The organism is Sphingopyxis sp., from assembly GCF_050916055.1.
Classification (GTDB): Bacteria; Pseudomonadota; Alphaproteobacteria; order Sphingomonadales; family Sphingomonadaceae; genus Sphingopyxis.
In genome coordinates this window covers 3,058,451-3,082,153 of the sequence record NZ_CP051527.1, presented here as the reverse complement: position 1 = coordinate 3,082,153, position 23,703 = coordinate 3,058,451, and the positions used below count along the sequence as shown (strand labels likewise).

General features: G+C 67.7%; 20 protein-coding genes. 10 read left to right on the top strand and 10 right to left on the bottom strand.

Features of this window, described 5'->3' with window-relative positions:
* Window positions 1–63: 63 nt before the first annotated feature.
* From HEQ22_RS14980 to HEQ22_RS14970, 3 genes are all read left to right on the top strand, one after another.
* Window positions 64–711 (top strand): 2-hydroxychromene-2-carboxylate isomerase, encoded by a 648-nt coding sequence (locus HEQ22_RS14980; RefSeq protein WP_432768642.1) that lies wholly within the window; start codon window positions 64–66, stop codon window positions 709–711.
* The gene (locus HEQ22_RS14975; protein ID WP_432768641.1) at window positions 708–1,457 is read left to right on the top strand and encodes an alpha/beta fold hydrolase; all 750 of its coding nucleotides are present in this window, start codon (window positions 708–710) and stop codon (window positions 1,455–1,457) included. Before HEQ22_RS14980 ends, HEQ22_RS14975 begins: the two co-directional genes overlap by 4 nt.
* Window positions 1,458–1,530: 73 nt before the next feature.
* Window positions 1,531–3,375 (top strand): M2 family metallopeptidase, encoded by a 1,845-nt coding sequence (locus HEQ22_RS14970; RefSeq protein WP_432768640.1) that lies wholly within the window; start codon window positions 1,531–1,533, stop codon window positions 3,373–3,375.
* A 70-nt stretch (window positions 3,376–3,445) separates the two neighbouring features.
* Here the strand turns inward: HEQ22_RS14970 and HEQ22_RS14965 are convergent, their stop codons facing one another.
* Window positions 3,446–3,778, bottom strand: coding sequence for an ArsR/SmtB family transcription factor (locus HEQ22_RS14965; RefSeq protein WP_432768639.1), 333 nt, complete (start codon window positions 3,776–3,778; stop codon window positions 3,446–3,448).
* Window positions 3,779–3,826: 48 nt separating this feature from the next.
* Between HEQ22_RS14965 and HEQ22_RS14960 the strand changes: the two genes are divergently transcribed.
* Window positions 3,827–4,309 (top strand): SRPBCC family protein, encoded by a 483-nt coding sequence (locus HEQ22_RS14960; protein WP_432768638.1) that lies wholly within the window; start codon window positions 3,827–3,829, stop codon window positions 4,307–4,309.
* Between the two features lie 51 nt (window positions 4,310–4,360).
* Here the strand turns inward: HEQ22_RS14960 and HEQ22_RS14955 are convergent, their stop codons facing one another.
* From HEQ22_RS14955 to queF, 5 genes are all read right to left on the bottom strand, one after another.
* Complete coding sequence (locus HEQ22_RS14955) at window positions 4,361–5,131, bottom strand: SDR family NAD(P)-dependent oxidoreductase (protein WP_432768637.1); 771 nt, start codon at window positions 5,129–5,131, stop codon at window positions 4,361–4,363.
* The gene (locus HEQ22_RS14950) at window positions 5,128–6,615 is read right to left on the bottom strand and encodes an AMP nucleosidase (protein ID WP_432768636.1); all 1,488 of its coding nucleotides are present in this window, start codon (window positions 6,613–6,615) and stop codon (window positions 5,128–5,130) included. Before HEQ22_RS14950 ends, HEQ22_RS14955 begins: the two co-directional genes overlap by 4 nt.
* 194 nt (window positions 6,616–6,809) lie before the next feature.
* Entirely contained in the window at window positions 6,810–7,292 is a 483-nt protein-coding gene (locus tag HEQ22_RS14945) for a peroxiredoxin (RefSeq protein WP_432768635.1), read from the bottom strand.
* A gap of 123 nt (window positions 7,293–7,415) precedes the next feature.
* The gene (locus HEQ22_RS14940; RefSeq protein WP_432768634.1) at window positions 7,416–7,826 is read right to left on the bottom strand and encodes an acyl-CoA thioesterase; all 411 of its coding nucleotides are present in this window, start codon (window positions 7,824–7,826) and stop codon (window positions 7,416–7,418) included.
* 62 nt (window positions 7,827–7,888) lie between these two features.
* Entirely contained in the window at window positions 7,889–8,359 is a 471-nt protein-coding gene (queF, locus tag HEQ22_RS14935; protein WP_432768633.1) for a preQ(1) synthase, read from the bottom strand.
* Between the two features lie 40 nt (window positions 8,360–8,399).
* Here queF and HEQ22_RS14930 point away from each other — a divergent pair, with 40 nt between their 5' ends.
* The 4 genes from HEQ22_RS14930 (at window position 8,400) to HEQ22_RS14915 (ending at window position 13,700) form a co-directional block, all read left to right on the top strand.
* The gene (locus HEQ22_RS14930; protein WP_432768632.1) at window positions 8,400–9,821 is read left to right on the top strand and encodes a hypothetical protein; all 1,422 of its coding nucleotides are present in this window, start codon (window positions 8,400–8,402) and stop codon (window positions 9,819–9,821) included.
* Window positions 9,822–10,018: 197 nt separating this feature from the next.
* Window positions 10,019–10,861, top strand: a complete 843-nt coding sequence (gene sseA / locus HEQ22_RS14925) for a 3-mercaptopyruvate sulfurtransferase (protein WP_432768631.1) — start codon at window positions 10,019–10,021, stop codon at window positions 10,859–10,861.
* A 266-nt stretch (window positions 10,862–11,127) separates the two neighbouring features.
* Window positions 11,128–12,330, top strand: a complete 1,203-nt coding sequence (metC, locus tag HEQ22_RS14920) for a cystathionine beta-lyase (RefSeq protein WP_432768630.1) — start codon at window positions 11,128–11,130, stop codon at window positions 12,328–12,330.
* Window positions 12,327–13,700, top strand: coding sequence for a mechanosensitive ion channel family protein (locus tag HEQ22_RS14915; protein WP_432768629.1), 1,374 nt, complete (start codon window positions 12,327–12,329; stop codon window positions 13,698–13,700). Before metC ends, HEQ22_RS14915 begins: the two co-directional genes overlap by 4 nt.
* On the opposite strand, the gene ppa is transcribed toward HEQ22_RS14915, so the two are convergent.
* Window positions 13,694–14,230 carry an inorganic diphosphatase gene (ppa, locus tag HEQ22_RS14910; RefSeq protein WP_432768628.1) on the bottom strand — a complete coding sequence of 179 codons (537 nt, stop codon included), beginning with the start codon at window positions 14,228–14,230 and terminating at the stop codon, window positions 13,694–13,696. The two genes, HEQ22_RS14915 and ppa, sit on opposite strands and share 7 nt — an antisense overlap.
* Before the next feature lie 133 nt (window positions 14,231–14,363).
* Here ppa and mutS point away from each other — a divergent pair, with 133 nt between their 5' ends.
* Entirely contained in the window at window positions 14,364–17,030 is a 2,667-nt protein-coding gene (gene mutS / locus HEQ22_RS14905) for a DNA mismatch repair protein MutS (protein WP_432768627.1), read from the top strand.
* Between the two features lie 82 nt (window positions 17,031–17,112).
* Window positions 17,113–19,872 carry a [protein-PII] uridylyltransferase gene (locus HEQ22_RS14900; protein ID WP_432768626.1) on the top strand — a complete coding sequence of 920 codons (2,760 nt, stop codon included), beginning with the start codon at window positions 17,113–17,115 and terminating at the stop codon, window positions 19,870–19,872.
* Between the two features lie 160 nt (window positions 19,873–20,032).
* Here the strand turns inward: HEQ22_RS14900 and HEQ22_RS14895 are convergent, their stop codons facing one another.
* From HEQ22_RS14895 to HEQ22_RS14885, 3 genes are all read right to left on the bottom strand, one after another.
* Window positions 20,033–21,820 (bottom strand): putative bifunctional diguanylate cyclase/phosphodiesterase, encoded by a 1,788-nt coding sequence (locus tag HEQ22_RS14895; protein WP_432768625.1) that lies wholly within the window; start codon window positions 21,818–21,820, stop codon window positions 20,033–20,035.
* Between the two features lie 152 nt (window positions 21,821–21,972).
* Window positions 21,973–22,974 (bottom strand): GlxA family transcriptional regulator, encoded by a 1,002-nt coding sequence (locus tag HEQ22_RS14890; RefSeq protein ID WP_432768624.1) that lies wholly within the window; start codon window positions 22,972–22,974, stop codon window positions 21,973–21,975.
* A 274-nt stretch (window positions 22,975–23,248) separates the two neighbouring features.
* The gene (locus HEQ22_RS14885; protein ID WP_432768623.1) at window positions 23,249–23,698 is read right to left on the bottom strand and encodes a YdeI/OmpD-associated family protein; all 450 of its coding nucleotides are present in this window, start codon (window positions 23,696–23,698) and stop codon (window positions 23,249–23,251) included.
* Between the last annotated feature and the right edge of the window lie 5 nt (window positions 23,699–23,703).

Below are 23,703 nucleotides of genomic sequence, written 5' to 3'. Positions count from 1 at the left end.
GATTCGGTGTAAACTTTCCCGACAATGCTTGCACCTCGCGCCATTTTGGTCAGGATGTGCGCCATGAGTCTTGTCGCAGACCTCTTCTGGTCGTTCCGTTCGCCGTACAGCTATCTCGCGATCGCCCGCTACCGGGCGCTCGCGGCGAGTCACGACGTCGCGATCAATTTGCGGCCGGTGTATCCGCTGGCGGTGCGCCAGCCCGATTTCTTCGAACGCGCCCATCCCAACTGGCTGAGCTATACGATGCGCGACATGATTCGCGTCGCGCAGTTCCACGGCATTCCCTTCGGCCCGCCGCGCCCCGACCCGATCGTCCAGAATGTCGCGACGCGCGAAATCGCCGCCGAGCAGCCTTATATCTACCGCCTCACCCGGCTCGGGCAGGCGGCGTCGCGGCGCGGCAAGAGCCTGGCTTTCGCGCACGAGGCGGCGCAGCTGATCTGGGGCGGGGCGCAGGACTGGCATCTTGGCGATCACCTCGCCGGCGCCGCGCGCCGCGCCGGGCTCAACCTCGCCGAGCTCGACGCCGAGGCGGAGGCCGATGCCGCGGCGCTCGACACCGAAATCGCCGCCAACCAGGTCGCGCTCGAAATTGCGGGCCATTGGGGCGTGCCGACGCTGGTGCTCGATGGCGAGCCCTTCTTCGGCCAGGACCGCATCGAGATGGCAAGATGGCGGATGGAGCAGAAGGGCCTGCGCCCGCGATGAGCGACCCCCGTTTTTTCGAGGCGCGCGACGGCGTCCGCCTCGCGTGGCGCGAGATGGGCGCCGGGGCGCCGGTCGTGCTGCTCCACGGGCTGTTTTCCAGCGCCGAGGTCAACTGGATCAAGTTCGGCACCGCGGCGCGCATCGCCGAGGCGGGCTTTCGCGTCATCATGCCCGACCTGCGCGTCCACGGCGCGAGCGCGGCGCCGCACGATCCGGGGCAGTACCCGGCCGACGTGCTGGTCGACGACCTCAACGATCTCGTCGCCCACCTTGGCCTCGATCGCTTCGACCTCGGCGGCTTTTCGCTCGGCGCGCGCACCAGCGTCCGCGCCGTCGTCGCTGGGCTGCGTCCGCAGCGGCTGATCCTCGGCGGCATGGGGCTGGCGGGGCTTGCCGGATGGCAGCGGCGCGGCGCGTTTTTCAAGCGCGCGCTCGCCGATTTCGACAGCGCCAAGCGCGGCGACGACATCTGGCTGTCGATCCAGTTCATGAAGACGATGAAGGTCGACCGCGTCGCCGCGTCGCTGCTGCTCGATACCTTCACCGACACCCCGCCCGAGATGCTCGCGGCGCTCACCATGCCGGTCCTGCTCGTGTGCGGCGAGCAGGACCACGACAATGGCTCGGCGGCGGAGCTGGCCGCGGCGTTGCCCGACGCGCGGCTCGTCACCATCCCCGGCACCCATATGTCGAGCGTTACGGAGCCGGCGATGGGCGAAGCGATCGCCGACTTTCTGACGGGTTGACCGGGTCGGCCCGGCGGTCCAGATTGCCGGCATTGCGCCACAGAGCGCGATCAAGATACAGAGGACGCACCCCATGAAAGCCATGATTTCGACGCTGTCGCTGGCCGTTTCGCTCGCGCTGGCCGCCCCCGCGCTGGCCGCGCAAAAGCCCGCCGCCGCGCCCGCCGCTGCCGCCAAGCCGACCGCGGCCGACGCCGACGCCTTTATCGCCGCGGCCGAAAAGGATTTGTTCGACTATACGGTCGAGGCGAGCCAGGTGAACTGGGTCAACGCGACCTATATCACCGAGGATACCGACGCGATGGCGGCGCGGATCAACGCCGTCGGCACCGAGAAGTCGGTGAAATATGCGCTCGAGGCGGCCAAATATATCGACGTCCCGGGGCTCAGCGCCGACACGCAGCGCAAGCTCAACATCCTGCGCACCGGGCTCGTCTTGCCCGCGCCGACGACGCCGGGCGCCGCGACCGAACTCAACCAGATCGCGACCAACCTGCAGTCGCAATATGGCAAGGGCCGCGGCACGCTGAACGGCAAGGAAATCTCGGGATCGGACATCGAGGCCGAAATGGGCAACCTCGAGCGCACCCCCGCCGAATATGCCGAGATGTGGACGAGCTGGCACGACAATGTCGGCGCGCCGATGAAGGATGATTATGCCCGCATGGTCGGGATCGCGAACCAGGGCGCCGAAGAGCTTGGCTTTGCCGACACCGGCGCGATGTGGCGGTCGGGCTACGACATGCCGCCAGAACAGTTCGCCGAACTCACCGAAAAAATCTGGCAGGATATGAAGCCGCTCTACATGGCGCTCCACACCTATACGCGCTGGAAGCTGAACGAGAAATATGGCGACGCGGTGCAGCCCAAGACCGGCCCGATCCGCGCCGATCTGCTCGGCAATATGTGGGCGCAGGAATGGGGCAATATCTACCCGCTCGTCGCGCCGGCGGGCGCCGGCGACCTCGGCTACGACATCGGCGACCTGCTCACCGCACAGGGCAAAAAGCCGCTCGACATGGTCAAGGCGGGCGAGAATTTCTATTCCTCGCTCGGCATGGCGCCGCTGCCCGACACCTTCTGGAAACGCAGCCAGTTCACCAAGCCCGCCGACCGGGAGGTCATCTGCCACGCCTCGGCCTGGGATATCGACAACAAGGACGATATCCGCATCAAGATGTGCATCAAGGTGAACGCCGACGACTTCATCACCATCCACCACGAGCTTGGCCACAATTATTACCAGCGCGCCTATAACGAGCAGCCGTTCCTCTACCTCAACGGCGCCAACGACGGCTTCCACGAAGCGATCGGCGATTTCGTCGCGCTGTCGATCACCCCGCAATATCTCGTCGACATCGGGCTGCTCGACAAGGCGAAGGTGCCGAGCGCCGACAAGGATATCGGCTTGCTGCTGCGCCAGGCGATGGACAAGGTGGCGTTCCTGCCGTTCGGGCTGCTGATCGACCGCTGGCGCTGGGGGGTCTTCGACGGGACGATCAAGCCCGCCGATTACAACACGGCGTGGACCCAGCTGCGCACCCAATATCAGGGCATCGTCCCGCCGGGCGAGCGTCCCGCGAACGCCTTCGACGCGGGGGCGAAATATCACATCCCCGGCAACACGCCCTACACCCGCTATTTCCTAGCGCGCGTGCTGCAGTTCCAGTTCTACGAAGCGGCGTGCAAGCAGGCGGGGTGGACCGGGCCGCTCCACCGCTGTTCCTTCTATGGCAACAAGGAGGTCGGCGCGAAGCTCAACGCGATGCTCGAAATGGGCGCTTCGAAGCCGTGGCCCGATGCGCTCGAAGCCTTCACCGGCAGCCGCGAAATGTCCGGCAAGGCGATGGCCGACTATTTCGCGCCGCTGAAAGCCTGGCTCGACGAACAGAATAAGGGCAAGCCGACGGGCTGGTGAGACGCCGGATGTCATGAACGAAGGGGCCGGGGAGCGATTCCCGGCCCCATTTTGTTGTGGCCACCCCGGCCTAAACCTGTCCCGCCTCCACGCTGTGCTTGAACCGTGCCAGCCGTGCAGTCGCGGCGGCGGCGTGGGGGCCGATCCAGCGGTCGTGGATTTCCTGGATCGGCATCGCATCGAGGTGGTTCCAGCGCTCGCGCCCGCGCCGCTCGGCGATCACCAGCCCGGCCTCCTCCAGCACCTTCAGATGCTGCATCACCGTGCAGCGGTCGATGTCGGCGAAATGCCCGCACAGCGCCCCGGTGGTCAGCGGCTGGTCCTTCAGATCGTCGAGGATCTGCCGCCGCACCGGCGAGGCAAGCGCCTTGAAAATCGCGTCGAACGGTTCGTGAATTGACATGTTATAGAATTATAACATAATGAGGCGCGACTCAAGCGGAGAATCGACATGGAACTGAAATTCAGGGTCGCGGCGCGGATCGCCAAACCGGTGCACGAGGTGTTCGAGGCGGTCGCCGATCCCGCACAGCTGTCGCACTATTTCACCACCGGCGGCGCGCAGGGGCGGCTGGCGACCGGGGCCACGGTGACGTGGGACTTTCACGATTTCCCCGGCGCCTTTCCGGTCCATGTGATCGAGGTCGTCGAGGACGCGACGATCGTGCTCGAATGGCAGGCGAGCGAGGGTAAGGCGCACAATGTCGCGGGCAGCGAGCCGAAGGATGCCGACTACCGCACCCGCGTGACGATGAGTTTCAAGGCGCTCGACGACGGCCGCACGCTGGTCGAGATCGCCGAAGAGGGCTGGCGCGAAAATCAGGGCGCGCTCAGCGCCTCCTATGGCAATTGTCAGGGCTGGTCGCAGATGCTCTGCGCGCTCAAGGCCTGGCTCGAGCACGGGATCAATCTGCGCGCCGGAATGTACGTATAAGGCCGTTGGTCTTGCCGGTCCGGAAGCGTTGGCGCCCCCGCAATCGACCGATCAGGCGTTGCGCGCCATCAGCCCGCCATCGACCGGGATCGCCGCGCCGGTGATATAGCTCGCCGCCGGCAGCACGAGGCTCAGCGTCATGTGCGCGACCTCCTCGGGCTCGCCGTACCGGCGCAGCGCGGTGCGCCGTTTGGCAAAGACGACCTTGTCCGCGCCCGGCACCTTGTCGGTCATGCCGGTGTGGATCGGGCCGGGACAGATGCAGTTGACCGTGATGCCGTCGCGTCCAAGATCGACCGCGAGGCCGCGGGTCAGCCCGACGACGCCCGATTTAGCCGCGACATAGGGGGTATCGCCCGGCGTCGCACCGAGCCCTTCGGTCGAGGCGATGTTGACGATGCGCGGCGCATCGCTGGCGCGCAGCCAGGGCAATGCGGCGCGGACCATGCGCTGGTGCGCGGTCAGCATCACCGCGATCGCGCGCGTCCAGACGTCGTCGTAATCGGCGGCGTCGAGCGCCGCGAAGCTCGATACGCCGGCGTTGTTGATCAGGATATCGACGCTGCCGAAGTGGCCGGCGATCGCGGCGACGGTGCGCTTGATCGCCTCGCCGTCGGACACGTCGAGCGCGAAGGCCTTGGCATTGGCGTCGGCTTCGCGCGCGACAACTTCACACGCCGCCAGGTCGAGATCGGTGACCGCGACCTTCGCGCCCTCGCGCGCCAGCAGCAGCGCGGTCGCGCGGCCCATGCCGCTCGCCGCGCCGGTGACGATCGCAACGCGGCCGGCCACGCTGCGCGAGCGATCGGGCGCATCGCTCAACGGAAGGGCGGCTCGTTAAACGCGCGCAATTTGCGGCTGTGCAGCTTGGCGCCTTCGTCGCGCATCGTCTCGCAGGCGCGGATGCCGATCTGGAGGTGCGCGGCGATCGCTTCCTCGTAAAAGCGGTTCGCCTGTCCGGGGAGCTTCAGTTCGCCGTGGAGCGGCTTGTCGCTGACGCACAGCAGGGTGCCGTAAGGGACGCGGAAGCGATAACCCTGCGCGGCGATCGTCGCCGATTCCATGTCGATGCCGATCGCGCGCGACTGCGAGAAACGCAGCGCCGAATCGGTGTAGCGCAGCTCCCAATTGCGGTCGTCGGTGGTGACGACGGTGCCGGTGCGCATGCGCTTTTTCAGGTCGGCGCCGGTGGCGCCCGAGACCGATTCGGCGGCGCTCGCCAGTGCCTGCTGCACTTCGGCGATCGGCGGGATCGGGATCGCGACCGGCAGCACCGCGTCGAGGATATGGTCGTCGCGGAGGTACGCGTGCGCGAGCACATAGTCGCCGATCCGCTGGCTGGGTCGCAGCCCGCCGCAATGGCCGATCATCAGCCACGCCTCGGGCCGCAGCACCGCGAGATGGTCGCAGATCGTCTTGGCGTTCGACGGGCCGACGCCGATGTTGACGAGGGTGATGCCGCCGCCGTCGGGCGCGATAAGATGATAGGCGGGCATCTGGTGCCGCCGCCACGCGCTGTCGGCGACGAGCGCGCTGGCGTTCACCCCCGGCCGGTCGACATAGAGGCCCGCGGCGCCGGCGAGCGCGGTGTAGCGGCCCTCGCCGACCTGCGCCGCCGCCCACGACACAAATTCATCGACATAGCGATGATAGTTGGTGAACAAGATGTAGCGCTGGAAATGTTCGGGCGCGGTGCCGGTGTAATGGCGCAGCCGCGCGAGCGAAAAGTCGGTGCGCAGCGCGTCGAACAGCGCCAGCGGCTGCGCCGCGGACGGGTCCATGCCGAACAGCCCGTCGGCGAGTTCGTCGCCGATGTCGGCAAGTTCGGTGGTCGGGAAATGGCGCGCCAGTTCGAGCGGGGTCACCCCGCCCATGTCCGACCCGTCGCTGGCGTCGAGCACATAGGGAAAGGGGATCTGCTGGCCGGTGCGCGTCACCGACAGCTCGACGTCGTAATGGCGGACGAGCAGCAGCAGCTGATCGCGCAGATAATCTTCGAACAGATCGGGGCGGGTCACGGTGGTGACGAATTCGCCCGCGCGCTCGAAACGCCCGAACGCCAGATTATGCCCCGCCTGCCCCTCGCGCCGCTCGCCGGTGGTGACAAGGCGGAGCGCCGGATAGTCGAACAGCCCGGTGGATGCGGCGTCGGCGGGCGGCAGGGTGCGGTCGCGGACATATGCGGCGATCGCCGATTTGAGCGCGGCGACCGAGGCGCGGAATTTCGCCTGCAGTTCGGCCAGCACCTCTTCGACGAGGGCGGTAGGGTCGGCGATGTCGGATGGGTGCGATGAGTTGGATGTCATCGCGGCGCTCTTGCACGAAATTGTGACAAAAGGGAAGGGGGGCGGGCGACAGATCCTCCCTGTCGCGCAGCGATGGGGAGGTGGCAGCGCGAAGCGCTGACGGAGGGGCCTTGGCGCAACCGTCGCGGCCCCTCCACCATCCGCTACGCGGACGGTCCCCTCCCCATCGCTGCGCGACAGGGAGGATGAGGTTGTTACAGCTGCTCGAGCATATGGTCGGCGCTCGACACCTTGAACTCGCCGGGGGCTTCGACGTTGAGCTGTTCGACGACGCCGTCGTTGACGATCATCGAAAAGCGCTGGCCACGCTGGCCCATGCCGAACGCCTTGCCGTCCATGGTCAGCCCGACCGCCGAGGCGAAATCGGCGTTGCCGTCGGCGAGCATGGTGATGCTGTCGCCGGCGTTGGCGCTCTTGCCCCACGCGCCCATGACGAAGGCGTCGTTGACCGCGGTGCAGACGATTTCATCGACGCCCTTGGCCTTCAGTTCGGCGGCCTTGTCGACGAAGCCCGGCAGGTGCTTGGCCGAGCAGGTCGGGGTGAAGGCGCCGGGAACCGAGAAGAGTGCGACCTTGCGGTCCTTGAAATAGTCCGCCGCGCTGACCTGTTCGGGGCCGTTTTCGGTCACCTTCACCAGCTTGGCGTCGGGCAGCTTGTCTCCGGTCTGGATCGTCATGGGGCATCCTTTCATTGAGGGGATCGTGGTCGGCGGTGACATTGGGATGCCGCGGCGCGGAGTCAAGCGCGACGGGACGATGCGCGCCGAATATGCGCGCGCCTTGTGCCGCTTGGCGGGCGGTCAGTGTTTTTCGGTCGGAAAGAAGCGCGCGATCACGTCGCTCGCCAGCCGCGCCGGGCGCAGGGTTTCGGCGTCGATGCAGCACCAGCTCGATTTGACCTCGGCCAGCACATCTTCGCCGCGCTTGATGATCGTTTCGTAAAAGGCGCGCGCGCCCTGCACCTTTTCCAGGATCACCGTCGCGATGACCTGATCGTCGAGGAAGGCGGGGCGGCGATAGGTGATCTCGTGCTTCAGCGCGACCCACAGATGCGCCGCGACTGCGTCGGGCGGCGCAATATGGCGCCAGTGCGACAGCACCGCTTCCTGCACCCAGCTCAGATAATGGGCGTTGTTGACGTGCCCCATGAAATCGATCTGGTCGGCGCCGACGGCGATGCGGTGGTCGTGGGGGAGCGAGGCTGCGGTCATATCGCTTACACTAATGTCAACAAATTGTGACGGGAAGATGAATTTTCGCGGCGGAGCGTGTCTTAGCCGCGACCGCGATATGGCGCGACGCCCTGATCGGGCAGCCACAGCGCCGCGGGCGGCGCCCCCGATTGCCAGAAGACGTCGATCGGAATGCCGCCGCGCGGATACCAGTAACCGCCGATGCGCAGCCATTGCGGCTGCATCTCGTCGAACAGGCGGCGGCCGATGCCGACGGTGCAATCCTCGTGAAAGCCGGCGTGGTTGCGAAAGCTCGCCAGGAACAGCTTGAGGCTTTTCGATTCGACGATCGTCTCGCCCGGTGCATAGTCGATCACGAGATGCGCAAAATCAGGCTGACCGGTCACCGGGCACAGCGAGGTGAACTCGGGCGCGGCGAAGCGGACGAGGTATAGTTCGCCGGCGCGCGGATTGGGCACATAGTCGAGAACCGCCGCCTCGGGCGAGGCAGGCAGTTCGCTGGATTGGCCGAGATGTTTGGGCATCAGCGGCGGATGGCTGGAATCACTCATGGCTTTCGTCTAGTGCGCAGCGCGGCCGATGTCATCCGGGATGGCGACGGCCCAGGGGTTCAGCGCCGATTCAGCGGCGCCGGACCAGATGCACAGACTTTGGGATCGCGGGCAGCACATGGCGGGACGGCAATTCGGACGGGGACGGACCGCGGTGTGGTTGCCGCTGGCGGCGCTCGCGCTTGGCACAGCGGACCCGACGCTCGCGCAGCAAACCGAAACGCCGGCACCGACCCCCGCGCCGTCGACCGGCCGGACGATCGATTTTCGCCTGCCGCCCGCCGACGATGGCCGCGCCCCGGGGGTGCAGGGGCCGGCCGACAACGGGCTGCCGCCGCTGGCGCCGGGCGAACAGCGCGGCCCAGCGGCGCCCCCGACAACCCGGACGCCAACCCGGACCCCGACCCCGACCCCGGCCGCGCCGCGGGTCATTCCGACCCAGCCCGCGCCGTCGTCGCGCGCGGCGGAAAGTCCCGCGACCCCGCGCCGCGACGCCCCGGCTGCCGCCGCTCCGGCGCCGCGCGACGCCGATGACACCGACGCGGCGCCCACCGCGCCGCCCGCGACCGAGGATGCGGCGCCCTCGTTCGACCTCTCGCCCTCCGCGCCCGATCCGGCGCCGGCCGACGTCGCCGCACTGCCCTCTGAAGACGCCGCGCCGCCCGCCACCGGGCAGGGTGGCACGCCGCTGTGGGCGTGGGCGCTGGCGGTGCTCGCGGCGCTCGGCGCCGGGCTGTGGTACTGGCGCCGCCGTCCGGTGGCGGCGGGCCCCGCCCCGGCCGAACCCGCCGCGCCGCCCGCACCGCCGCGTCCCTTGGCCCGCCCGCTGCCACGCGCCACGCCACCGACCCCCGCCGCGCCGCCGCGCCCGGCCGCGCCTGCGGTGCCGGCGCCTGCCAGCGCACCGCAACCGGCCGCGCCGCTTGTCACCCGCCCGACGCCCGAGCGGCGCGCGCTGCTCGCGATCGCGCTCGACGTCCAGTCGATTCGCGTCCTGCCCGACCATGTCGCGGTCGGCTTTTCCCTCAATCTGGTCAACCAGGGCGCGAGCACCGCGGTCGGGGTGCTCGTCCGCGTCGCGCTGAACCAGGGATCGGCGATGTCCGAGCCGGTGCTCGCGCGCTTTTTCGACGGCGCCGGCGGCAGCGTGCTGCGCGACGATCTGACGCTGGCGCCGGGGGCGGGCGAAGGGCTGAAGACCGAAGTGATGCTGCCGCGCGCGACGATCGAGCCGCTGATGATCGGCGGCAAACCGATGCTGATCCCGGTGATGGCGTTCGACGTCACCTATCATTGGGACGGCGACGACGACAGTTTCGGGCAGGTCGCGGGCAGCTTTGTGCTCGGCCGTGAACCCGCCGCCGGGGCGGGCGACAAGCTCGCGCCGCTGGCGCTCGACCGCGCGTCGTACCGCGTCGATCGCCCCGGATCGCGCGCCACCGCGGTTCGCCGCGGGCAATAGTCCGGCCTGCCGTCGACGTCAGCCGCTTTTTTGTTGCGGTGCAGCATCGGCTGGGGCAGAGCGCACTGCGCTTGAAAAAGCGAAGGTGGGGGCATAGGCTGGCGACCGCCCCGGAAAGATAACAGCCACAGCAGGATGGCCGGCGGCAGGGACGCGCAACGACGGGTTCCGCCGAACGGTCGCAACAGGAGCATGACATGGACGCCTTGGTCTCAACCGACTGGCTGGAACGCGAACTGGGGGCATCCGACCTGCGGGTCGTCGATGCGACGAAATTCCTCGCCGACGAAGGGCGCGATGCGCGCGCCGAATATGAGGCGGGGCACATCCCCGGCGCGGTGTTCATGGACCTCGCCGAACTGACCGACGCCAGCAGCGACATCGAAAATATGGCGCCGCCGGCCGAGAAATTCGCCAGCCGCATGCAGTCGCTCGGCCTGGGCGACGGCAGCCGCATCGTGCTCTATGACGACAGCCCGCTGAAAAGCGCGGCGCGCGCGTGGTGGCTGCTCAAGCTGTTCGGCGCTCACGATGTCGCGCTGCTCGACGGCGGCCTCGCCAAGTGGAAGGCCGAGGGGCGACCGCTCGAAATGGGCAAGCAGACGCTGCGTCACCGCCACTTCACCGTCTGGCGCGATGCCAAGGCGGTGCGCACCAAGGACGAGATGCTGGCGAATGTCGCGAGCAGTGCCGAACAGGTGCTCGATGCACGGTCCACTGCACGCTTCACCGGCGAAGAACGCGACCCCCGACCCGGCATGGCTCCGGGGCACATCCCTGGTTCGCGCAACCTGCCCTTTGGCGAGCTGTTCAACGCCGACGGAACGTGGAAGCGCGACGCGGCGCTGAAAGCGGCATTCGACGCCGCCGGGATCGACCTCGACAAGCCGCTCGTCACCAGTTGCGGCAGCGGCATGACCGCGACGGTGCTGGCATTCGGCGCCCACCTGCTCGGCAAGGACGATGTCGCGGTGTACGACGGCAGCTGGACCGAATGGGGCGCCGACCCGGCAACCCCCAAGGCGACCGGCGCGGCCTGAGGCTTTAGCGCGGGGGCGAAACTCGCGCGCGCAGCGCCGTCTTTGCGCGAACCCTTGTCAAAACCGCCGGCAATTCGATGCTCTGCGGGCGCGTTTTTTTGAATCACACAAAGGCACGAAGGCACAAAGTTTTCGGGGCAAGACCGCCCCTGCGTGCACAGCCTCTTCGTGCCTTTGTGCCTTCGTGTGAGATATTTGAATCGCCCGCTGCGCGAGCCTGGCGCCCGCCTACTGGATTTTGCACCGGGGTCCGCTAACAGGGACCGATGAGCAAGAGCGACGACGAAACCCTTCGCCCCGCGACAAAACTGGTGCAGGGCGGGCGGCGGCCCGAGTGGACCGGCGATCCGCGGCTGGGTGGCGGGGTCGTCAACCCGCCGGTGTGGCGCGCCTCAACGATCCTTTACGACAGCATCGCCGACCTGAAGGCGCGCGGCCATGCCACCCACGACCGGCTCTATTATGGGCGGCGCGGGACGCCGACGGTGTGGGCGCTCGCCGATGCGCTGACCGGGATGGAGCCCGGCGCCGAGGGGACGTTGCTCTATCCGTCGGGGGTCGCGGCCAATTCGGCGGGGCTGCTCGCGCTGCTGGCGCCGGGCGACCATTTGCTGATGGTCGACTGCGCCTATGAACCGACGCGCGCCTTTTGCGACGGACTGCTGAAGCGCTACGGCGTGACGACGACCTATTACGATCCGCTGGTGGGCGCGGGCATTGCCGATCTGATTGCCCCGCAAACCAGATTGATCTTCCTCGAATCGCCGGGCAGTCTGACCTTCGAGGTGCAGGATGTCCCCGCAATCACCCGCGCCGCGCGCGACCGCGGCGTGCTGACGATGCTCGACAACACCTGGGCGACGCCGTTGCTCTTTCCCGCGCTCGCGCACGGGGTCGATGTGACGATGATGAGCCTGACCAAATATGTCGGCGGGCACAGCGATGCGATGATGGGATCGCTGACCGCCACGAAAGCGGTGTGGCCGCGGCTGCGCAGCGCGGCGTATCAACTCGGCCAGTCGGTGTCGCCCGACGATTGCGCGCTGATGTTGCGCGGGCTGCGCACCCTCGACGTGCGGATGCAGCGCCACGGCGAAAACGCCCGCAAGGTCGCCGATTGGCTGACCAGCCGGGTGGAGGTCGGGCGCGTGCTGCATCCGGCGCTGCCCGGCGACCCCGGCCACGCCATCTGGCAACGCGATTTCAACGGGGCGAGCGGGCTGTTCGGTTTTACCCTGAAGGGTGCCGACGATGTGGCGCGGACGCGCTTCATCGACGCGCTTGCGCATTTCGGTATCGGCTTCAGCTGGGGCGGCTATGAAAGCCTGGTCGTACCGAGCGATCCGGTGCGCACCGCGACGACGTGGCAAGAGCCCGACGCGCTGGTGCGCCTGTCGATCGGGCTGGAGGATCCCGCCGACCTGATCGCCGACCTCGCGCGCGGTTTTGCGGCGATGGGCGCGGCATGACCTGGCTCGACGATCTCGCCGTGCGCCTCGGCTTTCCGCAGCTCGCCGACGCGCGGCTGGCCGAACTTGCCGCCGCCGCGGCGCTCGGCGCGGCGGCGCTCGGCATCGGCTGGCTGGTCAAGCGGCGGCTCGGCACCCGGCTCGCCGACTGGCTGCACGGGCATGAGTTCGGTGCCCCCGGCCCGCTCACCGCGCGCGCCGCGGCGATGGTCGGCTGGCTCAGCGCGATGCTGGTCGTCGCGATCGTCATCGCTGCATGGCCGTGGGATCCCTATGCGCTGCTGCTGCTCGACGTCGTGCTGGCGATCAGCGTCGCGGTGCTGGTCCGCAATATCCTGGTCGGGGTCGGGCTGGGCGATGGTCTGGCGCTCGCCGGGGCGTTCGTGGCGCTCGTCGTCATGCTGTCGCGCGCGGTCGGCGGCCTCGAAACGCTGCAGGAACGGCTCGACAGCGTTGGCTTCTCGATCGGGGCGCGGCATTTCTCGATGCTGTCGGCGATCAACATCGTGCTGACCGTGGTGATCCTGTTCACGCTCGTCCGGCTGGCCAGCCGCGTGGTGCGGCGGGTGATCAAGGGCAGCGATCGGTTCGACCCGACCCAGCGGCTGCTGATCGAGAAGATTTCGACCGTGGTGATTATCGTCGCGGCGTTTTTTGTCGGCATCGACATGCTCGGCATCGACCTCACCGCCTTTGCGGTCTTCACCGGCGCCATGGGGCTGGCGATCGGTTTCGGTCTGCAGAAAACGGTCGGCAATCTGATTGCCGGGATCATCCTGTTGATGGACCGCTCGATCAAGCCGGGTGATGTCATCGTCGTCGGCGACAGCTTCGGCTGGGTCAACAAGATCGGGGTGCGCGCGGTGTCGGTGATCACCCGCGAGGGCAAGGAGCATCTGATTCCCAACGAGAATCTGATGACCCAGGAGGTCGAGAACTGGAGCTATTCGAGCCGCGCGGTGCGCGTGAAGATCGCGATCGGGGTCGCTTACGACACCGACCTCAGGCTCGCGCAAAAACTGATGATCGAGGCGGCGAAGGAATCGAAACGCGTGCTCGAGGAACCGGCGCCGGTGTGCTGGATCACCGGCTTCGGCGACAGCAGCGTCGACCACGAGCTGCGCTTCTGGATCACCGATCCCGAGGGCGGGGTCGGCAACATCAAGGGCGGCGTGTTCCTCAGCATCTGGGACAAGTTCCAGGCCGCGGGGATCGAAATCCCGTTCCCGCAGCGCGACGTGCATGTCCGCGATCTGCCCGAAGCGGCGACGCGGCCGGTGACGGTCGCCAAGCCCAAGGCCCAGGCCGCGACGGCGCCGCGCAAGGCGCCCAGCAGCCCCCGCCGGCGCGAGGGCAGCGAGCCTCAGTAGCCTACCTGCTTGGCCCGCTCGATGCATTCGACGATGATGCGCTTGGCCTCGTCGACGTCGCCCCAGCCGTTGAGCTTCGCCCATTTGCCGGGCTCGAGATCCTTATAGTGGGTGAAGAAATGCTCGATCTGCTGCAGCACGATCGGCGGCATGTCCTTGTAGCTCACGACGTCCGAATAATAGGGAAAGGTCTTGTTGACCGGCACGCAGAGCAATTTCTCGTCGCCGCCGGCATCGTCTTCCATAAGCAGCACCCCGATCGGCCGGCACTTGACCACCGCGCCCGCGACGATCGGCGAGCGCGCCACGACGAGGGCGTCGAGCGGATCGCCATCTTCGCCCAGCGTATGCGGGACGAAGCCATAGTTGGCGGGATAGCGCATCGGAGTGTGCAGGAAACGGTCGACGAACAGCGCGCCCGAGGCCTTGTCGAACTCATATTTCACCGGTTCGCCGCCGATCGGCACTTCGATCAGGACGTTCAGGCTGTCGGGCGGGCTGTCGCCGGCGGGGATCAGGTCGATGCGCATGGGAGAAGGACGTCCTTTGTTTTTGATTCGGGCGCGCCTTAGCCGCTCGCGAGGCGAAAAGTCGAGCCAATAACCCCCGCTGTTTGGCTCTCCCGACCTTGCCATGCCGCCCCCAGCCACTAAGCATGGGCGGATGCCCGCCGCCGCTCCCAAACCCGCGAACAGCAACAGCGCCGCCCCCGCCGCGACGCCGATGATGGCGCAATATTGGGTGCTGAAGGAAAAGGCCGGCGACTGCCTGCTCTTCTACCGGATGGGCGACTTCTTCGAGCTGTTCTTCGACGATGCCAAGGCCGCGGCGGCGACGCTCGACATCGCGCTGACCTCGCGCGGCGAGCATGAGGGGCAGCCGGTGGCGATGTGCGGGGTGCCGGTCCACGCTGCGGAAGGTTATTTGGCGCGGCTGATCCGTGCAGGGCACCGTGTAGCGATCGCCGAGCAGGTCGAGACCCCGGCCGAGGCGAAGGCGCGCGGCGGGTCGAAGGCACTGGTGGCGCGCGCGATCGTCCGCTTCGTCACCGCGGGGACGCTGACCGAGGAAAGCCTGCTCGAAGGGCGCAGCGCCAACCGCCTCGCCGCGCTCGCCGAAATCGGCAGCGAGGGTGCGGTCGCGATCGCCGCTGCCGATATTTCGACCGGGCGGTTCGAGGTCGTGGCAGTGCGGCCCGAGGCGGTCGATGCCGAACTGGCGCGGCTGTCGCCGTCCGAACTGCTGGTGAGCGAGAGCGCAGGCGAGCTGCCGATGTCGTCGGCGCGCCAGCTCGTGCGGCGCCCCCCGAGCGATTTTTCGAGCACGACGGCGCAGAAACGCCTCGAAGCCTTCTTCGGCGTTCAGACGCTCGACGGCTTCGGCGCCTTTTCGCGTGGCGAGATCGCGGCGATGGGGGCGCTGGTCGCCTATCTCGACCATGTCGGCACCGGCGCGCCCACCTTCCTCCAGCCGCCGGTGCGCCATCTGGCGTCGGGGCGGATGGCGATCGACGCCGCGACGCGCGAAAGCCTCGAACTCGTCCGCACGATGGCGGGCAGCCGCGAGGGCAGTCTGCTCGGCACGATCGACCGCACCGTCACCGCGGCGGGGGCGCGGCTGCTCGCCGACGATCTCGCCAGCCCGCTCACCGACAAGGCGGCGATCCTCGACCGGCTCGACCTCGTCGATGCGCTCGCGCGCGACGCGCTGTGGCGCGGCGATCTCCGCGCGGCGCTGCGCGCGCTCCCCGACGCCGGGCGCGCGCTCGGACGGCTTGTCGCGGGCCGCGGCGGGCCGCGCGATCTGGCGCAGTTGCGCGACGCGCTCGGCGGGGCGCGGCTGCTGCGCGAACGGCTGGCGCGGCGCCCCGACCTGCCGCCTTTGCTCGCGCGGCTGCTCCCCGGTCTCGACGGCCATGGCGCGCTCGTCGACGAACTGTCGCGCGCGCTGATCGACACCCCGCCGGTCGATGCGGCGCAGGGCGGCTATATCGCCGAGGGGTACGACCATGCACTCGACGCGCTGCGCGACACCGCGCGCGACGGGCGCAAGGCGATTGCCGCATTGGAGACCGGCTACCGCGACCGCACTGGCATCGCGTCGCTGAAGATCCGCCACAATGGCGTGCTCGGCTATCATGTCGAGGTGCCCGCGAAGTACGCCGACGCGCTGATGGCCCCCGAATCGGGCTTCGCCCATCGCCAGACGCTCGCCGGCGTCGTGCGCTTCAATTCCGCCGATCTTCACGAAGCGGCGAGCCGGGTGACGCAGGCCGGGGTGCACGCCGTCGCCGCCGAGGCCGCGCATCTCGAAGCGCTGACCGAGGCCGCTACCGCGCGGCGCGAACAGATCGCCGCGAGCTGCGATGTGCTGGCGCGGCTCGACGTTGCCGCGGCGCTCGCCGACCATGCGATGAGCCACAATTGGTGCCGCCCCGACCTCGCCGACACGCCGTGCCTCGACGTCGCCGGGGGCCGTCACCCGGTGGTCGAAGCAGCGCTGGCGAAATCGGGCGAGCGCTTCGTCCCCAACGATGTGTCGCTGTCCGACACCGACCGGCTCTGGCTCGTCACCGGCCCGAACATGGGCGGCAAATCGACCTTCCTGCGCCAGAATGCGCTGATCGTCGTGCTCGCGCAGGCGGGCGGCTTCGTCCCCGCCGCTTCGGCCAAGCTCGGGCTTGTCGATAAATTGTTCAGCCGTGTCGGCGCCAGCGACAATCTGGCGCGCGGGCGCTCGACCTTCATGGTCGAGATGGTCGAGACTGCCGCGATCCTTGCGCAGGCGACCCCGCAAAGCTTCGTCATATTGGACGAGGTTGGGCGCGGCACCTCGACCTACGACGGGCTCGCGCTCGCCTGGTCGGTGGTCGAGGCTGTGCACGAGGTCAACCGTTGCCGCTGCCTGTTCGCGACCCATTATCACGAGCTGACCCGCCTCGCCGAAACGCTGGACGCGCTGTCGCTCCACCATGTCCGCGCGCGCGAGTGGCAGGGCGATCTCGTGCTCCTCCACGAACTTGCCGACGGCCCCGCCGACCGCAGCTATGGCCTGGCGGTGGCGCGCCTCGCGGGTGTCCCGGCGAGCGTCGTCAAGCGCGCCGAGGCGGTGCTCGCGAAACTCGAAGCGGGCCGCGAAAAAACCGGGGGGCTTGCCGCGGGGCTCGACGATCTGCCGCTGTTCGCAGCGACGCTGGTTGCGGCGCCGGCGGCGGCGAAGGACGGGCTGCGCGACGCGCTGGCGGCGATCGATCCCGACGCGCTCGCCCCGCGCGAGGCGCTCGAGGCGCTCTACGCGCTCAAACGGATTTTGACGGATGAGCGGCCATGAGGGCGATCGCGTCGCGCAAAAGCGAAACCGTACCCCTGCCTTCGCAGGGGCACGGTCGATCCGCGTTGGGACACCACCCGTCATGAGCGACATCTTCGCCAATCTCGAGGGGCGCCGCGCGATCATCGACCGGCGCGCGCTGGCCGGGCGGCTCGACGAGGTCGCCAACGCCACCGGCGATACCGGCGCCCGCCGCCGCGCGATGGTCGCGCTGCTCAAATCGGCGCTCGACGACGGGCGGGCCGAAATCGAGCGGCGACTGATCGCGCACCCCTCGTCGGGCCGCATCGCGGCGAGCGCCACCGCCTTCCTGATCGACCAGATCGTCCGCCTCAGCCATGATTTCACCGTCGGCCACCTCTATCCCTCGGGCAATCGCTCGGCGGGCGAGCGAATCACGCTGATCGCGGTCGGCGGCTATGGCCGCGGCGAAATGGCGCCGCACAGCGACATCGACATCGGCTTCCTCACCCCGTTCAAGCAGACGAGCTGGACCGAACAGGTGATCGAGGCGCAGCTCTATACGCTGTGGGATCTCGGATTGAAGGTCGGCCATTCGAGCCGCTCGCTCGACGAGATGGTGCGCGCCGCCAAGGACGACCTTACCATCCGCACCGCGCTGCTCGAAGCGCGCTTCGTCTGGGGCGACCGCGACCTCTACGACCAGGCCGCGGCGCGCTTCGACGCCGAGGTGGTCGCCGGCAATGCGCGCGCCTTCGTCGCCGAAAAGCTCGCCGAACGCGACGAGCGCCACAAGCGCATGGGCGATTCGCGCTATGTCGTCGAACCCAATGTGAAGGAGGGCAAGGGCGGGCTGCGCGACCTGCACACCTTGTTCTGGATCGGCAAGTTCATCCACCGCGTCCGCACCGTCCCCGAGCTGGTCGACGCCGGGCTGCTGTCGGTGCGCGAGCTACGCCAGTTCGCCCGCGCCGAAAATTTCCTGCTTGCGGTGCGCTGCCACCTCCATGTCATCACCGGGCGCGCCGAGGACCGGCTGACCTTCGACGTCCAGCGCGAGATTGCGGCGCGGATGCAATTCGCCGAGCGCCCCGGCAAAAGCGCGGTCGAGCGCTTCATGCAGCTCTATTTTCTCCACGCCAAAAGCGTCGGCGACGTCACCGGCACCTTCCTCGCCCATCTCGACGACCAGATGGCGGCGCGCGGGCGGCGCTTCCTGCCCGCGATCCGGAGACGACCGGGCAAATTGAATGGCTTCGTCCTCGACCGCGGCCGCCTCGCGCTGCCGTCGGACGATTTTTTCGCAGCTGACCCGGTCCGGCTGCTCGAAATCTTCGCGCTCGCCGACAAGCACAGCCTCGAAATCCATCCGCAGGCGATGCGGCAGGCGCGCCACGAGGCGAAGCTGATCGAGACGCAGGGGGTGCGCCGCAACGCGCGCGCCAACGCGCTGTTCCTCGACGTGCTGACCAGTCCGCGCGATCCCGAAACGGTGCTGCGCTGGATGAACGAGGCGGGGGTGTTCGGCCGTTTCGTGCCCGATTTCGGCCGAGTCGTCGCGCAGATGCAGTTCGACATGTATCATCACTACACCGTCGACGAACATACGATCCGCGCCATCGGCCTGCTCGCCGATATCGAGCAGGGGCGGCTGAAGGACGATCACCCGCTGTCGACCGCGATCATGGACCAGATCCATTCGCGCCGCGTCGTGTATGTCGCAGTGCTGCTCCACGATATCGCCAAGGGACGCGGCGGCGACCACAGCGTGCTCGGCGCCGAACTCGCGCTGCGCGTCTGCCCGCGGCTGGGGCTCAGCGACGCGGAGACCGAGACCGTGTCGTGGCTCGTGCGCTATCACCTGCTGATGTCGGCGACCGCGTTCAAGCGCGACCTTGCCGATTTCAAGACGATCCTCGACTTCGCGCAGGTCGTGCAAAGCCCCGAACGCCTCCGCCTGCTGCTCGTCCTCACCGTCGTCGACATCCGCGCCGTCGGCCCCGGCGTGTGGAACAGCTGGAAACGGCAATTGCTCACCGAGCTGTATGACGCCGCCGAAGAAGTGCTGCGCCTCGGCCACAAGCAAAAGGGCCGCGAACAGCGCATTGCCAGCAAGAAGGAAGCGGTCGCCGCGCAATTCGGCTTCGGCCAGAAGGAATTCGACAAGGTCGCCCGGCGCCTGCCCGAAAGCTATTGGATCGCCGAACCGGTCGAGGTCATCGCCGCCAACCTCGTCCATATCCGCCAGGCGGGCGACGCGCCGCTGCACATCGCCGCGGTCCCCGACGACGATCGCGGCGCGACGCTGGTGATGGTGCTCGCCGCCGACCATCCGGGGCTGTTCTATCGCATCGCGGGGGGTATCCACCTCGCCGGTGGCAACATCATCGACGCGCGCATCCACACCACCCGCGACGGCCTCGCGCTCGACAATTTCCTTGTCCAGGACCCGATCGGCCGCCCGTTCGACGAGCCGGGGCAGATCGGCCGCCTGACCCGCGCGATCGAGGATGCGCTGGCCAACCGCCACAAATTGCTGCCGAAACTCGAAGCCCGCGCCCTGCCGCGCACCCGCGCCGAAGCCTTCCGCATCGCCCCCAACGTCTTCGTCGACAACAAGGCATCGAACCGCTTCACGGTGATCGAAGTCAACGCGCAGGACCGCCCGGCGCTCCTCAACCAGCTTGCCTATGCGCTGTTCCAGTCGAAGGTCACGGTCCACAGCGCGCACGTCGCGACCTATGGCGAACGCGCGGTCGATACATTTTACGTCACCGACCTGATCGGCGACAAGATCGACAGCGCGGCGCGGGTGAAGTCGCTGGAGAAACGCCTGCTGGAGGCGGCGACGAGCGCGAGCGAGGAGGCGGTGGCGGCTTAGCGGGCCGATATCGTCCTGTTGCTGACAGGTCGCACGCGGGTTGAACGAAGCAGGCACGACGACAGTTCGGTTTGATTGTCGATGCCCCGGCGGTGGGGCGCCGGGGCATCTTTTGAGTTGCAAGGGACCAACCATGCAACCCAAATTTCATCGGGCGGGTTTAAGCGCTATCGCCGTCGAGCATCGTCAAAAGGCGCCGTGCGTCCCATCCCTCGCGCAAGGCCAGCCCGTCGTCGAGCAGCCGCTGAAACGCCCGCTCGTCCATAGGCGCGGCAAACAGAAAGCCCTGGCCCACCGAGCAGCCGAGCGTCCGCATGATTGCGCGTTCGCCTTCGGTCTCGATCCCTTCGGCAACGACACGAATGTCCAGCGCGGCGCCAAGCTTGACGATGCTCTCGGCGATCACCCGTTTGGCTGCGCTATGTGCGACGTCGTGCACGAAGCTGCGATCAACCTTGATCTCGCTGAGCGGGAAGCTTTCCAGATAGCGCAGATTGGAATAGCCGGTGCCGAAGTCGTCGATCGAGATTCCGACGCCCAGACGCCGCAGATTTTCGAACGTGCGGCGTATCGCGTCGGGCTCGGGGACCATCAGATTCTCGGTCAGCTCCAGCGTCAGCCATTCGGCCCGGCAACCGGTCTCCTCCAGCACCTGTTGGACAAAGGCCACCATGTCGCGCCGGGTGAATTCGACGACCGACACGTTGAACGAAAAGCGGATCGGCGCTCGGCGGTGGCGGTTGACCTTGACCGCATAGGCCGCAAGCGTGTGCAGACCCCAGGCGCCGATGTCGAGAATGGCGCCGGTTTCTTCGGCAACGCCGATGAAGCGGCCGGGTTGTTGCAGCCCGAATGCTCCATGGTCCCATCGCAGCAACGCTTCGGCGCCGACGATGTCGCCCGAGCCGAGATCGACCTGGGGCTGATAATGAAACAGCAGCTCCTGGTTCGGAACGGCGACCTGCAGGTCGCTCGCCAGCCGGATGCGATTGCGCGCATCGCGCTCGTCCGCTTCGGCATAGGGATGCGGCGGATGCGCCGGCATCGCCTTGGAGCGCTGCAACGCGGCGCCGGCTTGCCGAATGAGCTGCAGCGGGTCCGCGCCCGTGAAGCCGACGGTAAAGCCGGCGGCGAACTGGGCGGTCAGCGAGGCGCCGGGCAGTATGAAGCGAGGATGCAACAGCGCCAGGACATCGTCGACGACGCTTGCGGCGCGATCGGCATCGTCGAGCTCAAACGCGAGCGTGAAGCTGTTCGTCCCGACGCGCGCGACGGCGGCCGCCGGCAAGGTCGCGAGGCGCGCGGCCACCGAACGGAGCAGGGCGTCGCCCGCGTCATAGCCGAACCCGTTGTTGACATCATGAAACCGCAGGATGTCGAGCTTGACCAGCAGCAGGGCGGACCGCGCCGCGACTTCGATTGCCGCCAGCTGGTCGAGCAGGCCATAACGATCGAGCAGGCCGGTCAGGCGATCGATGCCGGGGGCGTGGGTGACGTCGCGGATCAGGCCGATGAAATGCGTGACTTGCCCGCCGCCATCGCGAAATGGCACCAGGCGCAGGGCGTTGCGGAACATCGTCCCGTCGCGCCGATAGTTGCGCAGCGTCACCGAACATTCGCGGCCTTCGGCCAGCGCGGCCCGGACTTCGGCGATTTCGGGTTGCAGCCGGTCGTTACCCTGAAGATAGCGGCAATTCTTGCCGATCGCTTCGGCCGCGGGATAGCCGGTGACCGCCTCGAACGCCGGGTTCACATGGACGATGGGGTGCCCGCGCAGACGCATGTCGGCAACCAGCACCGCATCGCTGATATGGTCGAGCGCCAGCATCGACGCCGCGATCGACGGCGTGGCGCCTTCCGGTCGCTTGGCCAGGCGCGGCCAGCGTATCGGCGTAAAGGCGGACGCGCCGCGCGCCAGCTCACGGCCTTCCCCAATGTGAACCGTCATGACGCGGCTCCGCATTTGCTGCGGGCAAAGTCCCCGTGCCTTCCGGGTCGACAGGTTGCCGGTCGACGTTCGGCTGGATAAATGCGCATATGCTGGCCTCCGGTCCGGAACATGCGGACCCGGCAGAGGCGCTTCAACGTCGGCCGGGCGGCTTATCCGGACAAATCGGCGGCACTTTCGTCGTCGACGGCTTTCCCCGACCCCGCCGTCTGGAATCGCAAACGATAGGACAGCGGCGCGACGCCGATCCGGCGCAGGAAAGCGCGCCGGAGGGTGGTCGTCGATCCAAAGCCGGCGGCAAAGGCGATGGCCTTGATCGGCGCGGCGCTGTCTTCGAGCAGACGCCGTGCGATATCGATCCGCATCAATTCGACATAGGCGGCTGGGCTCATGCCCAGTTCGGCGCGGAAAAGCCGCGACAGATGGCGCGGACTCACGCCAACCACGCGCGCCAGCGCATCAAGCCCCAGGTCGCCGCGGGGATGCTCAAGAATATGCAGCCTGATCCTCTCGATCGGCCCCGTCGCCGCGGTCTGCGCCGTCAGGGCCGCGCTGAACTGCGACTGACCGCCCGGGCGCTTCAAAAAGACGACGAGCCGGCGTGCGACCCACAGCGCGAGCGCGCGCCCATGATCTTCTTCGATCAGCGCAAAGGCAAGGTCCGTGGCCGCGGTCACACCGGCAGAGCAAAACACCGGCCCGTCGCGCACGAAAATACGGTCGGGTTCGACCCGGATATCAGGAAAGTCGGCGGCCAGCCGGTCGGCATATTCCCAATGCGTCGTGGCGCGGCGGCTCGCCAGCAGTCCGGCATGCGCCAGCAGGAAAGCGCCGGTGCAGGTCGATCCGTAGCGCTGCGAATTCCGGGCTTGTTCGCGCAGCCACCGCATGACCTGTTCGCTCGGGCGCGCCGGGACGCCATAGGGTCCGGTGACGATCAGGGTGTCGCACGGCTGCGCCGCATCTTTGATACCTGCATCGGGCAGATATTTCACGCCCGAGGCGCTCTCCGCCACGACGCCCTCTTCGGTCACCAGCTGGACGCGATAGCGATCGCCCGCTGCCATCTTGCAGTTCGCTTCGAAAAACGCGTCGCGAAGTCCGGCGATTTCAAGCAGATGGACTTTGCCGGGAGCGAAGATGGTGATGAGCATGGCCGGAACTCCGCCCGGCAGCGCCGCCGATCGGATACAGAATAGCCCGCAATGCCCCGATCACCTAGCGCCATCGCTGGGCTGCGAAAGCTCAGCTTTTCGATTCGGCGCTTCGGTTGCTTGCTCAGGCGAGCCATCTTACCGCCGCAATATTGCCGCCACCACCAGCTTGTCGGCGCCGCGGATCGCCCCCGGCTCGGCGAAGGTTGGGCTGGTGGGCTGGTCAGGAGAGCGACGTAGCGGGATTGACCGGCATCGGCGTCGGAATAGTCGGTCAGTTCCAGGCTCGCGCCATGAAACGGACCTTTGCGCCGTTCAGCACGTTCAGCGCTTGCTCGATATTGCGGATGCGGGCCGCGTCGGACTTCAGCCTGGCCAAATAGCGCAGCATCTCCTTCTGCAAGCTCGGCGACAGCTGGTCCCATCGCGCCCTCGCGACGGGATTGGCGTCAAGGCGCGCCGCAAATTCGGCCGGCATCGCGTGCGCGGGACCGCCGCGATAACTGTCGTCGAACGCTAGGCTCACTTCGACGGTGTCGCCAACCGTGGTGGCTGACGCTTTGCGGATCGCGCCGTCGAGATAGAGCAGGAAGCTGCCGTCCCCCGCGGGCATCATGTTGACGCGCGCGGGCGGCTCGGGCTGACCATTGACTTGCACCGTCACCGGGATTGGCCGTTTCCAGTCGGGCCGGATCTGCTGCGCCTGCGCTTCGCTGACGATCACATAGG

Excerpts from the sequence above, each read along its gene's own strand:
- HEQ22_RS14950 (WP_432768636.1), bottom strand. The coding sequence starts at position 6,615 with ATGACATCCAACTCATCGCACCCATCCGACATCGCCGACCCTACCGCC.
- HEQ22_RS14965 (WP_432768639.1), bottom strand. The coding sequence starts at position 3,778 with ATGTCAATTCACGAACCGTTCGACGCGATTTTCAAGGCGCTTGCCTCG.
- HEQ22_RS14970 (WP_432768640.1), top strand. The coding sequence starts at position 1,531 with ATGAAAGCCATGATTTCGACGCTGTCGCTGGCCGTTTCGCTCGCGCTG.
- queF (WP_432768633.1), bottom strand. The coding sequence starts at position 8,359 with ATGAGTGATTCCAGCCATCCGCCGCTGATGCCCAAACATCTCGGCCAA.
- HEQ22_RS14980 (WP_432768642.1), top strand. The coding sequence starts at position 64 with ATGAGTCTTGTCGCAGACCTCTTCTGGTCGTTCCGTTCGCCGTACAGC.
- HEQ22_RS14940 (WP_432768634.1), bottom strand. The coding sequence starts at position 7,826 with ATGACCGCAGCCTCGCTCCCCCACGACCACCGCATCGCCGTCGGCGCC.
- sseA (WP_432768631.1), top strand. The coding sequence starts at position 10,019 with ATGGACGCCTTGGTCTCAACCGACTGGCTGGAACGCGAACTGGGGGCA.
- mutS (WP_432768627.1), top strand. The coding sequence starts at position 14,364 with ATGCCCGCCGCCGCTCCCAAACCCGCGAACAGCAACAGCGCCGCCCCC.
- HEQ22_RS14945 (WP_432768635.1), bottom strand. The coding sequence starts at position 7,292 with ATGACGATCCAGACCGGAGACAAGCTGCCCGACGCCAAGCTGGTGAAG.
- HEQ22_RS14915 (WP_432768629.1), top strand. The coding sequence starts at position 12,327 with ATGACCTGGCTCGACGATCTCGCCGTGCGCCTCGGCTTTCCGCAGCTC.
- ppa (WP_432768628.1), bottom strand. The coding sequence starts at position 14,230 with ATGCGCATCGACCTGATCCCCGCCGGCGACAGCCCGCCCGACAGCCTG.
- HEQ22_RS14895 (WP_432768625.1), bottom strand. The coding sequence starts at position 21,820 with ATGACGGTTCACATTGGGGAAGGCCGTGAGCTGGCGCGCGGCGCGTCC.
- HEQ22_RS14890 (WP_432768624.1), bottom strand. The coding sequence starts at position 22,974 with ATGCTCATCACCATCTTCGCTCCCGGCAAAGTCCATCTGCTTGAAATC.
- HEQ22_RS14960 (WP_432768638.1), top strand. The coding sequence starts at position 3,827 with ATGGAACTGAAATTCAGGGTCGCGGCGCGGATCGCCAAACCGGTGCAC.
- HEQ22_RS14930 (WP_432768632.1), top strand. The coding sequence starts at position 8,400 with ATGGCGACGGCCCAGGGGTTCAGCGCCGATTCAGCGGCGCCGGACCAG.
- HEQ22_RS14900 (WP_432768626.1), top strand. The coding sequence starts at position 17,113 with ATGAGCGACATCTTCGCCAATCTCGAGGGGCGCCGCGCGATCATCGAC.
- metC (WP_432768630.1), top strand. The coding sequence starts at position 11,128 with ATGAGCAAGAGCGACGACGAAACCCTTCGCCCCGCGACAAAACTGGTG.
- HEQ22_RS14975 (WP_432768641.1), top strand. The coding sequence starts at position 708 with ATGAGCGACCCCCGTTTTTTCGAGGCGCGCGACGGCGTCCGCCTCGCG.